This window comes from Microbacterium sp. 2RAF4 (assembly GCF_052115285.1).
Lineage (GTDB): Bacteria > Actinomycetota > Actinomycetes > Actinomycetales > Microbacteriaceae > Microbacterium > Microbacterium oxydans.
The window spans coordinates 159858-173784 of sequence record NZ_JBFRGI010000002.1 but is presented as its reverse complement, the minus strand read 5'-3'; the positions used below and the strand labels follow the sequence as shown (position 1 = coordinate 173784).

At 68.6% G+C, this 13927-nt stretch carries 10 protein-coding genes and 1 tRNA gene; 8 read left to right on the top strand and 3 right to left on the bottom strand.

Annotated features, from left to right (window positions below; all coding sequences use genetic code 11):
- The first annotated feature begins 111 nt into the window (after positions 1-111).
- The 3 genes from AB4070_RS05035 to AB4070_RS05025 all read left to right on the top strand — a co-directional run bounded on the left by AB4070_RS05035 (position 112) and on the right by AB4070_RS05025 (position 4675).
- Complete coding sequence (locus tag AB4070_RS05035; protein WP_441979163.1) at positions 112-1203, top strand: YlbL family protein; 1092 nt, start codon at positions 112-114, stop codon at positions 1201-1203.
- A gap of 86 nt (positions 1204-1289) precedes the next feature.
- Positions 1290-4196: a UPF0182 family membrane protein gene (locus AB4070_RS05030; RefSeq protein ID WP_441979162.1), complete on the top strand. Its 2907-nt coding sequence runs from the start codon at positions 1290-1292 to the stop codon at positions 4194-4196.
- A 77-nt stretch (positions 4197-4273) separates the two neighbouring features.
- Positions 4274-4675, top strand: coding sequence for an arsenate reductase ArsC (locus tag AB4070_RS05025; protein ID WP_441979161.1), 402 nt, complete (start codon positions 4274-4276; stop codon positions 4673-4675).
- A 97-nt stretch (positions 4676-4772) separates the two neighbouring features.
- Here AB4070_RS05025 and AB4070_RS05020 read toward each other — a convergent pair.
- Positions 4773-4846, bottom strand: a tRNA-Met gene (locus AB4070_RS05020).
- A gap of 95 nt (positions 4847-4941) precedes the next feature.
- On the opposite strand from AB4070_RS05020, the gene AB4070_RS05015 reads away from it, so the two are divergent.
- The gene (locus tag AB4070_RS05015) at positions 4942-5757 is read left to right on the top strand and encodes a carbon-nitrogen hydrolase family protein (RefSeq protein WP_441979160.1); all 816 of its coding nucleotides are present in this window, start codon (positions 4942-4944) and stop codon (positions 5755-5757) included.
- On the opposite strand, the gene AB4070_RS05010 is transcribed toward AB4070_RS05015, so the two are convergent.
- Complete coding sequence (locus AB4070_RS05010) at positions 5754-6959, bottom strand: aminotransferase class I/II-fold pyridoxal phosphate-dependent enzyme (RefSeq protein WP_441979159.1); 1206 nt, start codon at positions 6957-6959, stop codon at positions 5754-5756. The two genes, AB4070_RS05015 and AB4070_RS05010, sit on opposite strands and share 4 nt — an antisense overlap.
- Positions 6960-7057: 98 nt before the next feature.
- Here AB4070_RS05010 and AB4070_RS05005 point away from each other — a divergent pair, with 98 nt between their 5' ends.
- The 3 genes from AB4070_RS05005 to AB4070_RS04995 are packed head-to-tail and all read left to right on the top strand — an operon-like array spanning position 7058 to position 11410.
- A complete protein-coding gene (locus AB4070_RS05005) occupies positions 7058-8674 on the top strand; it encodes a S1C family serine protease (protein ID WP_441979158.1) in 1617 nt (538 codons plus the stop codon).
- A gap of 49 nt (positions 8675-8723) precedes the next feature.
- Complete coding sequence (locus AB4070_RS05000) at positions 8724-9977, top strand: CDP-glycerol glycerophosphotransferase family protein (protein ID WP_441979157.1); 1254 nt, start codon at positions 8724-8726, stop codon at positions 9975-9977.
- On the top strand, positions 9974-11410 hold the full coding sequence (locus tag AB4070_RS04995; protein WP_441979156.1) for a CDP-glycerol glycerophosphotransferase family protein: 1437 nt from the start codon (positions 9974-9976) through the stop codon (positions 11408-11410). Before AB4070_RS05000 ends, AB4070_RS04995 begins: the two co-directional genes overlap by 4 nt.
- A gap of 37 nt (positions 11411-11447) precedes the next feature.
- On the opposite strand, the gene AB4070_RS04990 is transcribed toward AB4070_RS04995, so the two are convergent.
- Positions 11448-12521 carry a glycosyltransferase family 2 protein gene (locus AB4070_RS04990; protein ID WP_441979155.1) on the bottom strand — a complete coding sequence of 358 codons (1074 nt, stop codon included), beginning with the start codon at positions 12519-12521 and terminating at the stop codon, positions 11448-11450.
- Between the two features lie 122 nt (positions 12522-12643).
- Between AB4070_RS04990 and AB4070_RS04985 the strand changes: the two genes are divergently transcribed.
- Positions 12644-13927 (top strand): CDP-glycerol glycerophosphotransferase family protein, encoded by a 1284-nt coding sequence (locus AB4070_RS04985; protein ID WP_441979154.1) that lies wholly within the window; start codon positions 12644-12646, stop codon positions 13925-13927.

Here is a 13927-nt window from a genome sequence, read left to right as displayed (position 1 = left end):
GCCCTCTCAGCAGTTCTGTTGCCGTGGCATCTACGCTAGTCACAGGTTTCTGCGCGCGAACCCGATGCGGGCAGATCGGTGTACGCCGCTCGCGAACGACGGAGGAATGCAGTGGATCGAACGCGGTCTGGGAAGCTCGGACTCGGAGTCTGGGCGCTGATCGTCGCGCTCCTCGCGCTGGTCCTGCTCACCTTCCTTCCGTCGCCCTATGTGATCCAGCGGCCGGGGCCCGTGTACGACACTCTCGGCACGGCGAAGGGCGCGGACGGCGAGCAGGTGCCGCTCATCAGCGTCGAAGGTGCGGAGACGTTCGAGACCGCCGGCACCCTCGATCTGACGACGGTGCAGGTCGTCGGCAACCGCGAGCGGACTCCGAGCTGGTTCGAGCTCGCTCTGGCCTGGATGGACTCGTCGAAGGCGGTCGTCCCGCTCGATTCCGTGTTCCCCCAGGGCGTGACGACCGAGCAGCGCGATGAGCGCAACGCCACGCTGATGGTCGACTCCCAGCACGAGGCGACGGCGGCAGCACTGAATGAGCTCGGCTACGACACCGGGGCGCAGGTCGTGGTCGTCGACGCCGTCGCGGACTCGCCGGCCGACGGCATCCTCGAAGCCGACGACGTGATCACCGCCATCGACGGCACGGCTCTCACCTCGGCCACTCAGCTGAGAGAGGCGATCCAGGCCGCGGGAGGAGCCCCGGTGCAGCTCACCGTGGTCCGCGACGGCACCGAGCAGACCGTCGAGGTCACCCCGGAGGAGCACACCGAGGGTGACAAGACCACCTGGCTCATCGGCATCACGCTCCGCACCGACTACGACTTCGAGATCGACGTGACGATCCAGCTCGACAATGTCGGCGGGCCGAGTGCCGGGATGATGTTCGCACTCGGCATCATCGACACGCTCACCGAGGGTGAGCTCAACGGCGGCGAGGACATCGCCGGCACCGGGACGATCGACGCGGCCGGCACCGTCGGCCCGATCGGCGGCATCCGGCAGAAGCTCTACGGCGCCAGGGATGCCGGAGCGGAGTACTTCCTCGCGCCGGCCGACAACTGCGACGAGGTCGTGGGTCATGTGCCCGACGGGCTTCAGGTGATCCGCACGGCGACCCTCGACGAGTCGCTGGCCGCCCTGCAGGTCATCGCCGACGACGGAGACGTCGCTGCGCTCCCGACGTGCGACGTCGCCGGCCGGTGACCGCGGAAGCGTCCGCGACCGCGCCGTGATCGCCCCGTGACCGGGATGACAGCCTGCGCACAGTGAGCGATGCCTAGGATGGAGGGGTGACCTCCTCGCCCTCAGCTCCGAATCCGGCCACGCCTCGAACGTCCCGACGTATCCTCGGCATCTCACTGGTGATCATCGCCGCCCTGATCGCGGTGTTCTTCGTGTTCGCCTCGCTCTACACGGAATTCCTCTGGTTCGACCAGGTGGGCTTCACCGGTGTCCTCACCACGCAGTGGATCGCGACGGCGGTGATGTTCGTGGTCGGCTTCCTCGGGATGGCCGTGCCGCTGTTCGTCGTCATCCAGCTCGCCTACCGGCTCCGTCCCGTGTACGTCCGGCTCAGCTCGCAGCTGGACCGCTACCAGGAGGTCATCGAACCGCTTCGTCGCCTGGCGATGTGGGGCATGCCGATCTTCTTCGGCCTCTTCGCCGGTTTCGCTGCCGCCGGGCAGTGGAAGACGGTCTGGCTCTGGGCCAACGGTGTGGCGACGGCCGACGTCGACCCCCAGTTCGGCATCGACACCGGCTTCTACATGTTCGCGATGCCGTTCTACTCGATCCTGCTCGCGTTCGTCTCCGCGGTGCTCCTGCTCTCGCTGCTGGTCACCGCACTGGTGTCGTACCTGTACGGCTCGGTGCGCATCGGCCAGGGCGAGCTGCGCATCTCGAAGCCCGCCCGCATCCAGCTCGCGGTGATCGCCGGCCTCTACCTGCTCGTGCAGGCCGCCAGCCTCTGGCTCGACCAGTACAAGACCCTCGTCGAGCCCGATGACCGCATCACCGGTGCGGCCTACACGGGCGTCAACGCGACGATCCCCGGTCTCGCGATCCTCGCCATCATCGCCGCCGTCGTGGCGATCCTCTTCTTCGTCACCGCTGTCATCGGCCGCTGGCGCTTCCCTCTGGCGGCGACCGCCCTGCTGATCGTCGCGTCGCTCGTCGTGGGCATCGGCTACCCCTGGGTGGTCACCACCTTCCAGGTGAAGCCGAACCAGAACGCCTACCAGGCCGAGTACTACCAGCGGAACATCGACGGCACCAAGGAGGCGTACGGGGTCGCAGACCTCGAGACCACGCCGTTCGCCGCCAAGACGGACGCCGAGGCCGGCCAGCTGCGCGCCGACGCCGAGACCACCGCCTCGACGCGAATCATGGACCCGAAGGTGATCCCGCCGACGGTGCGTCAGCTCGAGCAGTACCGCGGCTACTATCAGTTCCAGACCACGATGGACGTGGACCGCTACGAGATCGACGGCAAGATGCAGGACACCGTGGTGTCCGTGCGTGACCTCGACATGTCGGGCCTCGGCGACGGAGACAACTGGAACAACCGTGTCGCGGTGTACACGCACGGCTACGGTCTCGTGGCCGCAGCGGGCAACCAGCGCACCACCGACGGCGAGCCCGTGTTCCTCGAGCGCGGCATCCCGACCTCGGGCTTCCTGTCCGACCGCGAGAACTTCGAACCGCGTGTGTACTTCGGCGAGAACTCGCCCGAGTACTCGATCGTCGGCGCTCCCAAGGACTCCGAGCCCGCGGAGATCGACTACCCGCGCGGCAAGGACGGCTCGAGCGAGACGAAGACCACGTTCGAGGGCGACGGCGGTCCGAAGATCGGCGACACGTTCACGAAGCTGCTCTACGCGCTGAAGTTCCAGTCCGAGCAGATCCTGTTCTCGAACCTCGTCAACGAGGACTCGCAGATCCTCTACGACCGCGACCCCAAGACGCGTGTCCAGAAGGTGGCGCCGTACCTCGAGCTCGACAGCGACCCGTACCCGAGCGTGGTGGACGGTCGTATCGTCTGGATCGTCGACGGCTACACGACCAGCCAGACGTACCCGTATTCGACGAGCGTGAGCCTGTCGGACGCGATCGCCGACTCCAACATCCCGTCGCCGACGCTCGCGATCGACGACATCAACTACATCCGCAACTCGGTCAAGGCGACCGTCGACGCATACGACGGTTCGGTCACGCTGTACGCGTGGGACGACGAGGACCCGGTGCTCAAGACCTGGCAGAAGGTCTATCCGTCGACGCTCAAGCCGATCAGCGAGATGTCCGGTGAGCTCATGAGTCACGTGCGCTACCCGACCGACCTGTTCAAGGTGCAGCGCGACATCCTCGGCGTCTACCACGTCGACAAGGCCGGATCGTTCGCTCAGCAGGACAACCGCTGGCAGACGCCGAACGACCCGCGCAGCGAGTCGATGCTGCAGCCGCCGTACTACCTGACCATGCAGATGCCGGGTCAGGACGCTCCGCGGTTCTCGATGTTCTCCACGTTCATCCCGAACTCGCAGGGCGCGGGCGGAAGCCGTGACGTGCTCATGGGCTACCTCGCGGTGGACTCGGACGCCGGCTCGGAGAAGGGCGTGAAGGCGGACGGCTACGGCCAACTGCGCATGCTCGAGATCGACACCGACACCACGGTCCCCGGTCCCGGCCAGGTGCAGAACACGTACAACTCCGACACGTCGGTGGTGCCCCAGCTCAACCTGCTCCAGCAGGGGGAGTCCGAGGTCATCTACGGAAACCTGTTGACGCTGCCCGTCGGTGGCGGTCTGCTCTACGTGCAGCCCGTCTACGTGCAGTCGTCCGAGGGAACCCAGCTGCCGCGACTGCAGAAGGTGCTCGTGGCGTTCGGTGATCGCGTCGCGTTCGAGAACACGCTCACGGAAGCGCTCGACACGCTGTTCGGCGGTGATTCCGGTGCGACCGGCGGTGACGACACGGTGGAGCCGGATCCGAACGCCGAGGTCCCGGACACCGGAGAGGTCCCCACGGAGCCCTCGCAGCCCACCGACGCCCAGGCGGACGCACTGGCGGCCGCTCAGGCGGCGCTGGTCGACCGCGAGACCGCGCTCAAGGCAGGTGACCTCGCGAAGTTCGCCGAGGCCGATGAGCGCCTCACTGCCGCGGTCCAGAAGCTGATCGAGCTGGACTCCGCGGGCAACTGACCTGCGGCAACGATTCGAATGGGCGTCCCTCGGGGCGCCCATTCGTGTCTCGACCCCCTCACACTCACAGGAGCGACATGACCGAGATGAAGCCTTCCGTGCTCTTCGTCTGCGTGCACAACGCCGGCCGTTCCCAGATGGCTGCGGGGTTCCTTCGCGACCTCGCCGGGGACCGGATCGAGGTGCGCTCCGCCGGATCCATGCCGGCAGATCAGATCAATCCGACCGCGGTGGACGCCATGGCCGAACTCGGCATCGACATCACGGCCGAGGCACCCAAGGTGCTCACGACCGAAGCCGTCCAGGCGTCGGACGTCGTGATCACGATGGGATGCGGAGATGCCTGCCCCTTCTTCCCAGGGAAGCGCTACGAGGACTGGAAGCTCGATGACCCCGCAGGGCAGGGCATCGAAGCGGTCCGTCCCATCCGCGACGACATCCGCACCCGGATCGAGCGCCTGGTGGCCGAACTCCTCTGACCCCGCTGACCGCTGCGGCTGATGCGATTCAGGCGGAACAAAGAAAGCGAAAGGCCCCCTGACCTGGATTTCTCCGAGTCAGAGGGCCTTTCATTTGTTGCGGGGACAGGATTTGAACCTGCGACCTCCGGGTTATGAGCCCGGCGAGCTACCGAACTGCTCCACCCCGCGGCACAAGAAGAAACTTATCACGGATTCCGGGGTCGGTCTAATCGAGGGGCCCTCCCGACGGTGCCCCGGGCGTGTCGATGCGCGAGGATGGAGGCATGTCCGAGACTGCAGCCGTCCCCGTCGCCGTGTGCCAGTTCGCGCCGACCGCATCCCGAGCCGACAATCGCGAACGGATCGCCGAGCTGACAGCAGCTGCGGCTGCGCGCGGCGCGAAGCTGATCGTGTTCCCGGAGTACTCCAGCTACTTCGTTGATCCGATGGACGAGAGCCTGGTGGCGAACGCGGAAGACCTCGACGGGGAGTTCGTCTCGACGCTGACGGCACTGGCGGGGGAGTACGCGGTCGTCATCGTCGCCGGCCTCGCCGAGCGGGCATCCGACGAGCAGCGGGTGCGGAACACGGTCGTTGCGGTGCGGGGCGACGGCGTGCTCGCGGTCTACCGCAAGCAGCACCTCTACGACGCGTTCGGGCAGACCGAGTCCGATTGGGTCGAGCCCGGCGAGGTGGGAGTCGCGGCCACCTTCGACCTTGGCGGTCTGCGGTTCGGGCTCATGACCTGCTACGACCTCCGATTCCCGGAGGTCGCCCGCTCCCTCGTCGACGCGGAATCCGACGTCCTGGTCGTGCCGGCGGAGTGGGTCAGAGGCCCGCTCAAGGAGCACCACTGGACCACACTGCTCGCCGCGCGCGCGATCGAGAACACCGTGTACGTGCTCGCGGCCGACCACCCGACGCCGATCGGTGTCGGGCACTCGCAGATCGTCGATCCCCAGGGCGTCGTGCTCGCCGGAGTGGGCACCGGTCCGGGGATCGCGGTCGCGGCCGTGGAGCGGGACATGATCGAGCGTGTCCGCGTGACCAACCCTTCGCTGCGGGCACGACGGTATGTGGTCGAGCCCGCACGGCCCTAGCGGCCGGACAGACCGGCGAGGCGGTCCGCCGCCTCCTCGAGCACCTCGACGCGCTTGCAGGCGGCGAATCGCACCAGACCCGAGTACTCGCTCCTGTGCGCTGCGGAGACGAACGCCGTGAGCGGGATTGCCACGACACCGGCGCGCTCAGGCAGGGCCCGGCAGAATTCAGCGGCGTCCCCTCCACCCAGCGCGGTCGCGTCGGCGACGGTGAAGTAGCCGCCCTGCGGGGCATGCACGGTGAAGCCCGCCGCGCGCAGACCATCGCCGAGGATCCCGTGCTTGCGCGCGAGCAGGGCTGCCGAGTCCGCGAAGTACGCGTCGTCCATCCGCAACCCCACCGCGACGGCGGGCTGGAAGGGCGAGCCGTTCACATACGTCAGGTACTGCTTCACGGTGAGCACGGCGGTGATGAGGGCGGCGGGTCCGTGCACCCACCCGATCTTCCATCCCGTCGCGGAGAAGGTCTTCCCGGCGGACGAGATCGTGAGCGTGCGGTCGGCGGCTCCGGGGAGGGTCGCGATCGGCGTGTGCGGAGCATGGAAAGCCAGATGCTCGTACACCTCGTCCGTGACGATGATCGCGTCGTGCTTCTCCGCGAGTCGCACCACCTCCTCGAGCACATCGCGCCCGAAAACCGCGCCCGTCGGGTTGTGCGGGTCGTTGACGAGGATGATCCTGGTGCGGTCGTTCACGGTCGCGGCGAGGCGCTCGAGGTCGGGCTGGAAGTCCGGAGCCCGCAGCGGCACCGTGCGAAGGGCTGCGCCGGCCAGGGCCACGGCGGCCGCGTACGAGTCGTAGTAGGGCTCGAACACGACCACCTCGTCCTCTGGCCCGTCGATGAGCGCCAGGAGCGTCGCGGTGAGAGCCTCCGTCGCCCCTGCGGTCACGATCACCTCGGTGGCCGGGTCGACCGAGAGCCCGTAGAAGCGCTGCTGATGCGCGCTGATGGCTTCGAGGAGATCGGGGATGCCGCGACCGGGCGGATACTGATTCGCTCCGCTCGCGATGGCCGCTCGTGCGGCCTCCAGAACCAGGGCAGGGCCGTCCTCGTCGGGGAAGCCCTGCCCGAGATTGATGGCACCGGGTCTGGCCGCTGCCGCCGACATCTCTGCGAAGATGGTGGGCGCGACGGTTCCGTCCGCAGCGAGCAGACCTGCACCCGCTGCCGTGCGCCGCCATGCGCCGGGAATGACACTCATGAAGAACAGGCTAAGGGCATAGCTGAAACTCATCCTCGACATAAGGAACGCACAGATACAGGCGTCATTCTGAAATGGTCGTCGAAGGAGCACACACCATGAACGAAGACAACCCCCAGGACCAGTCGGTACCCGCGTCGAACGACGCCGTGCCGTCCACCGAGGCCGCAGAGGTCGCCGCACAGCCGGCGACGAACGCCGCCGCTGACTCGACCGCGCCCTCCGCCGCGTCGCCATCCGTGCCGTCGGCGCCTGTCGCTCCGGCCGCCGCCGCGCCGACACAGGGCCACGAGATGCCGTCGTCCTTCACCTCGCAGGCCCCGGCCGCGCCCGTGATCGCCCCGGTTCCGCACGGCTACGCGGCACCGGCTGCCGGCGCATCGGGAACGGCCACTGCGCAGGGAGCCGCGTTCGGCATCCCCACCGCGACGGCGCACACACAGCCCACCCAGCCTCTCGGCGAAGGCGCTCCGTACGGTGCCCACGGCGACGGGACGAAGACCAAGGAGCAGAAGCCTCGTGGCGGCGCGAAGTTCGCCGCCTTCATCGTGGCCGCGGCCCTGGTCGGCGGAGTCGCCGGATTCGGCGGAGGGGCGCTGCTCAACGGCATCCAGGACCGCCCGTCGTCGGGCACGGCCACAGGTCCGCAGACCGTGACGGTGAACAACCCCGGATCCGTCAACGAGACCACCGCCGTCGCCACGGCAGCCCTTCCCTCCGTCGTGACCATCGAGGTCGCCGGCTCCGACCAGGCGGGCAGCGGGTCCGGCGTGATCATCAGCGACGACGGGTACGTGCTCACCAACACGCACGTCGTGACGCTGGGCGGCGCGGTCGCCGATCCGACGATCCGCGTGACGACGTCGGACGGGCGCATCTACGAGGCGACCGTGGTCGGCACCGACCCGATCTACGACCTCGCCGTGATCAAGCTGAAGGACGCCAAGGGGCTCACCCCGATGGAGTTCGCCGATTCCTCGAAGCTCAACGTCGGAGACACGGCCGTCGCGCTGGGTGCGCCGCTGGGGCTGGCGAACTCCGTCACGACCGGCATCGTGAGCGCCCTGAACCGGAGCATCCAGATCGCCTCCTCCGCGCTGCCCGACTCCTCGTCCCAGGATGCGCCGGATCAGCAGCAGACGCCCGATCAGGGACAGGGACAGGGACCGTTCCAGTTCGACATTCCGGGCAGCGGCACCCCGCAGACCTCCGACTCCATCTCGATCGCGGTGATCCAGACGGACGCGGCGATCAACCACGGCAACTCCGGTGGCGCTCTGGTGAACAGCAAGGGCGAGCTGATCGGCATCAACGTGGCGATCGCCAGTTCGGGGAGCTCCGAGGAGTCCGGCTCGATCGGCATCGGTTTCGCCATCCCGTCGAACGTCGCCAAGCGCGTCTCTGACGAGATCATCGCCGACGGGGTCGCGACGCACGGCCTGCTGGGCGCCTCTGTGCAGGACGCCTCGAGCGTGCAGGGAGCGACCGTCTCCGGGGCGTACATCGCCAAGGCGAACGAGGGCGGCGCAGCAGCGGCCGCTGGCATCAAGGAGGGTGACGTCGTCACCGAGTTCAACGGTGTCCCGATCACCAGTGCGAGCGATCTCACCGCCCAGGTCCGTGCGGCTGCGGCCGGCAGCGATGCCAAGGTCACGTACGTGCGCGGAGGCAAGGACTACGACGTCGACGTGACGCTCGGCGAACTCGCCGGCTGAGCACGCCTCACGCACAGAGAAGGACGCCACCCCGCGATAGGCTCGCGGGGTGGCGTCCTTCTCTTTCGGCACCGGCAATGCGGCCAAGCTGCTCCGGATCCCGCTGTATGCCGTCGGACGCATCGGCACGCTCGTGCTGCCGCGCGGACGGCGCTGGGTCTTCGGCTGTGGAGCCGGGGTCGGTGACGGCGCCCTCGCGCTGCAGCGTCATGCCGCGCGGCTCGGTCACGACACGGTATGGCTCACCTCGTCGGAGCGCGAGGACCGCGACGCCGCCGCACTCGGCATCCGCTTCGTCCGCAAGAGCGGGCTGCGAGGCTGGTGGGCGACAGCGCGGGCGGGCGTGCTCGTCGTGACCCACGGATTGGGCGACGTGAACCGCTACGCGAACGGGGGCGGGTTCGTCGTCCAGCTCTGGCACGGGATTCCGTTGAAGCGGATCGGGCTGGACTCCCGGGCCACGACGGAGGTCCCCGCCATCCCCGGAGCGGCGCTGCTGAGTCGCGCGGTCGGGGTCCTGTACCGTGCGGCCGCCCAGCGCATCCGTGTGCTCCCCGCGGCCTCGCACCGCGCGAGAGGGCGCCTGGAGTCGGCGTTCGGCCTCGGCGACGACCGCGTCGTCGTCACGGGGGAGCCCCGAGTCGACGTGCTCTCCTCCGGACCGGCCGATGAGGTGCGGTCGCACGCGTCCGCCCTGCTCTGTCGAGTCGCGGGCGATGTCCCCGCGACCTCGCGCATCATCCTGTACGCGCCGACCTGGCGCGACGGTGCCGCGGACCCCGCGGTCCCCACCGGCGACGAGTGGATCCGCATCCTGCGGGTTCTCGAGCAGCACGACGCCGTGTTGTTCGTGCGCTCCCATCCGCTGGGCGAGGGCGGGTATGCGCCGCCCCTTCCGAGCAGGCGGGTACGCACGCTCGGCTCGTCTCTGCTGGCGGACGTGACCCCCGTGCTTCCTGCGGTCGACGTGCTCATCACCGACTACTCCTCGCTCGCGTACGACGTCGGTCTGCTGCGCATGCCCGTGCTCTTCCTGGCTCCGGATGCGGAGGAGTACGGCCGCACCCGCGGCTTCTACGGCCGGTTCGAGGACGTCGCGGGGTCCGATGCGGCTTCCGACTGGACGAGCCTGTTGATGCAGCTCGACGCGCTCCTCGGCGATGCTGCCGTGCGCGACGCGGCGTCGGAGCGTTCCGCTACGCTCAGCGCGGAGATGCATGCATATCGGGACGGACGGAACACAGAGCGCGTGTACCAGGTCATCCGCGCGCGGGGGATACCCGCGCCGAAGGGAGCAGTATGACAACGGCCCGCATCGATGACGCGGCGGAGGCCCTGATCATCGAAGGGACCGGTCAGCGACCGGAAGCGGCTGAGCTCGTGGGTCCGCGAGCGCAGGTCGAGGCCCGCCTCACCGGCGGAGGGAGAACCTGGAAGGCGACCTTCCCGCTGCAGGCGTCGCGGTGGGGTGGCCCTTCCCTCCCGCTGCCGACCGGAGCCTACGATCTGCGCATCCCCGGTGTCGATCTCGATGAGCTGCAGTTGCCGCCCACGGTGCTCACGGGGGTCCGCGTCGCCGTCAACGCGGGCACCGTCCGCATCGCCGCTCCGATCGACCCGGTCTACGAGACCGCGGAAGGACGTTCGACCCTGGAGGAGCGCTACGTCGCGCAGACGGGCGGCACCGAGAACGCGGTGTTCTTCGAGAGCTTCTACGGCCGCAGCGTGGGCTGCAACCCGCGGGCCATCGATCGCGAACTCGCGGAGCGTGCTCCCGAGGTGCGGCGATACTGGAGCGTCGTCGACCTCTCCGTCGAGGTCCCCGAAGGAGCGATCGCCGTCGTCGAGGGCAGCCCGCAGTGGTGGCACGCACGCGGGGCGGCCCGGCTGCTCGTGGTGAACGATTGGCTGCGCCGACGTTTCGCACGCAAGCCGGGTCAGAAGGTGCTTCAGACATGGCACGGCACTCCGCTCAAGCGACTGGCCCTGCACCGCCCCGGCTTCGACCCCCGGCGCATGGCCGCTGTGGTGAAGGAGTCACGGCGCTGGGACGTCCTGCTGGCGCAGAACACCTACTCCGAACGCATCCTCCGCAAGGCCTACGCCTTCTTCGGACGCCCGATCTGGGTGGAGGGCTACCCGCGGAACGACGCGCTCATCACGGGGGATCCCGTCGCGGTCCGCGCGTCGTTGGGTATCGGAGCGGATGAGCGCGTCCTCCTCTACGCGCCGACCTGGCGGGACGACCGCGCGGAGATGGTGGACTTCGTCGACGCCGAGCTGCTGGCACGCGAGGCCAACGCCGTGGTCCTCGTCCGCGGGCACTCGCGCACCCTGGAGCAGGGGCGGGATCGCGCAGGTGCGCGTGTCATCGACGTGACCGGGTACCCGGAGACCGCGCGGCTGCTGCTCGCCGCCGATGCGCTGATCACCGACTACTCGTCGGTCATGTTCGACTTCAGCGTGACCGGCAAGCCCATGTACTTCCTGGTCCCCGACATCGAGCACTACCGCGGACAGCTGCGCGGCTTCTACTTCGATCTCGCCGAGAGGGCACCGGGGCCGCTCGTGCGCACGCAGGAGCAGCTCACCACCGCGCTCGCCGACTCAGGTCACGAGGCCGCCTACGCGGAGCGGTACACCGCCTGGCGGAGGCAGTTCAACTCTCGCGACGACGGTCACGCCGCCCAGCGGGTGGTCGACCGGATCCTCGATCTGGGGTTCGTCACGCGCTGATAGCGCCCAGTGATGTGGGCTGGTGTCTGCCGCTGGTTCAGGGCAGAGGCGTGTTGCGGGTGCCGAGACGCGAGGCATCCACGGTGTCGCGGGCGCCGCGAAGGACACCGCCGAGGAAGCCGAGTCCCCACGAGACGTGCATCGTCGGCAGCACCAGGATCGTCCAGAGTCGTTGGCGGACACCGCCGCCGCCGGGTGCGAGCGCGACCCCGAGGACGAGAAGAAGGTACAGCGCGAGCGGTCCGTAGACGAGGATCGACGCGACGAGGGAGGCCGCTCCGGCGAGCACCCCCGTCACCTGCAGCACAGCGAGGACGACCGCGAGGGCGATGACCACGACCAGCGCCGGGGGAGCGAAGTAGCGGATTCCGTTGCTCCTGCCGAATCGGCGTACGAGCTCACCCCTCCAGGCTCCTGTCGCCCGGAACTGTCGAGCCAGGCGCAGCCAGCTCTCCCGCGGCCAGTAGGTCACCGAGAGGGCGGGGTCGAACCACACGCGGTGTCCGGCCTGACGGATCCTCAGGTTGAGTTCCCAGTCCTCGCCTCGTCGGATCGACTCGTCGAACAGGCCGACCTCGTCGAGCACCTCGCGTCGCATCACACCGAGGTAGGCCGACTGCGCCTCGCCTTCGTGTGCGCTCCCGTGGTACGCGCCGCCGCCGAGTCCGACCGGGGAGTTGTAGAGCCGCGCGACCGCTTTCTGGAACGGAGTGCGCCCTTCGGCGTGCATCACCCCGCCGACATTCGCCGACCCGGTCCGCTCCAGGGTCTGCATCGCGCGGGCGGCGTAGCCGGGGGAGAGTTCGGAGTGCGCGTCGACGCGCACGATCGTGTCATAGCGACTCGCGCGGATGGCGGCGTTCAGGCCCACCGGGATGTGCGCGGCGGGGTTGTCGACCAACCGGATCCGGTCGTCTGCTTCGGCGAGTCGGCGTGCGAGCTCGGTGGTGCCGTCCGTCGACGGTCCGAGCGCGAGCACGAGCTCCATCGGCGCATCGACGTCCTGCGCGAGCACCGAGGCGATCGCATGCTCGAGGTATGCGCGCTCGTTGAGCACCGGCATCACGAAGGACACCCCGGAAGGGGGAGCGGGGAATTCGTCTGCGGGCACATGACGATCATGGCACGGCGCCGACGGACGTTCCCTGAGGGGTGCGGGAACGGCGCTCCTCGGTCAGCGCGAAGCGGCGCCCACGGCCGATGGGCGAGAGCAGGACGAACTATCCTGGAGGGATGGGTGCACTGTCTGACGCGAAGAAGGCATACCGTCTGCTGAAGCGGGCGCTCGCGTCACGCTCGGCGGTGCAGCGCGTGCGGCGGCACCTCGCGGAGCAGGAACCGCTTCCCGCCGGTCGCTTCAAGGTCGCGGTCTACTTCGCCGACGGTGCCGTGAACATGTACCAGATGCGCCAGTGGTACCGCCCGCTCATCGAGCTGTCGAAGCGCTGGCCCGTCGTGGTGCTCTCCCGACAGGCGACCGGGGCCGAGAAGCTGATCGAGGAGGACTCGCCGCCGGTGGCGTTCGTGCCGACGGTGCGTGATCTGGAGCGCTTCATCGCGACGCAGGACATCCGTGTCGTGCTCTACGTGAACCAGAACACCCGCAACTTCCAGATGTTCCGGTACGGACGGCGCTGGCACGTCTTCATCAATCACGGCGAGTCCGACAAGATGTACATGACGACGAACCAGTACAAGGCATACGACTACGCCTTCGTCGCCGGGCAGGCCGCGCGGGACCGGCTCTCACGAACGCTCTGGGATTACGACGTCGACCGCCGCACGATCGAGATCGGCCGCCCGCAGGCGGATCACTACTCCGGGACGCTTCCCTACACGCCGGACGAGCGCACCGTCGTGCTGTACGCGCCCACCTGGGAGGGAGATCGTCCCAGCGCGCACTACGGCTCCATCGCCTCGCATGGCGAGAACCTCGTGACCCGTCTGCTGGCGACCGGCGCTCACCGCGTGATCTACCGTCCCCACCCCCGCAGCGGGGTGGTCGACGAGGAGTACGGTGCCGCGCATCGACGCATCGTGGCGGCGATCGAGGCTGCGAACGCCGCCGATGCGACCGCTCATCACGTCTACGACGCGGCCCCCGAACTCGGCTGGCAGCTCACAGCCGCCGATGTCGCGATCGTCGACATCTCCGCCATGGTCTACGACAGGCTCGCGGCAGGGAAGCCGCTCATGATCACCCGGCCGATCGACGAGCAAGCCTCGATCGACACGCAGGGCTACCTGTCGGACTGCGAGTGGCTCACCGTCGAGGGTGCCGACGACATCGTGGCGGAGGTCGAGAGGGTCCGGGCCGACGAGGCCGCGATCGCCCGACTCCGGATGTGGGTGCAGCACTACTTCGGTGACACCACGCAGGGGGTGGCGACGGCGAAGTTCCATGCCGCTGTCGAACGCCTGATGCAGGAGTGGGAGCACTGGCATTCCCGCGAGGTCGGGAGCGTCCGTGACGACGAGGACGATGACGACGAAGAAGCCGACGACGAGGACGCCTGA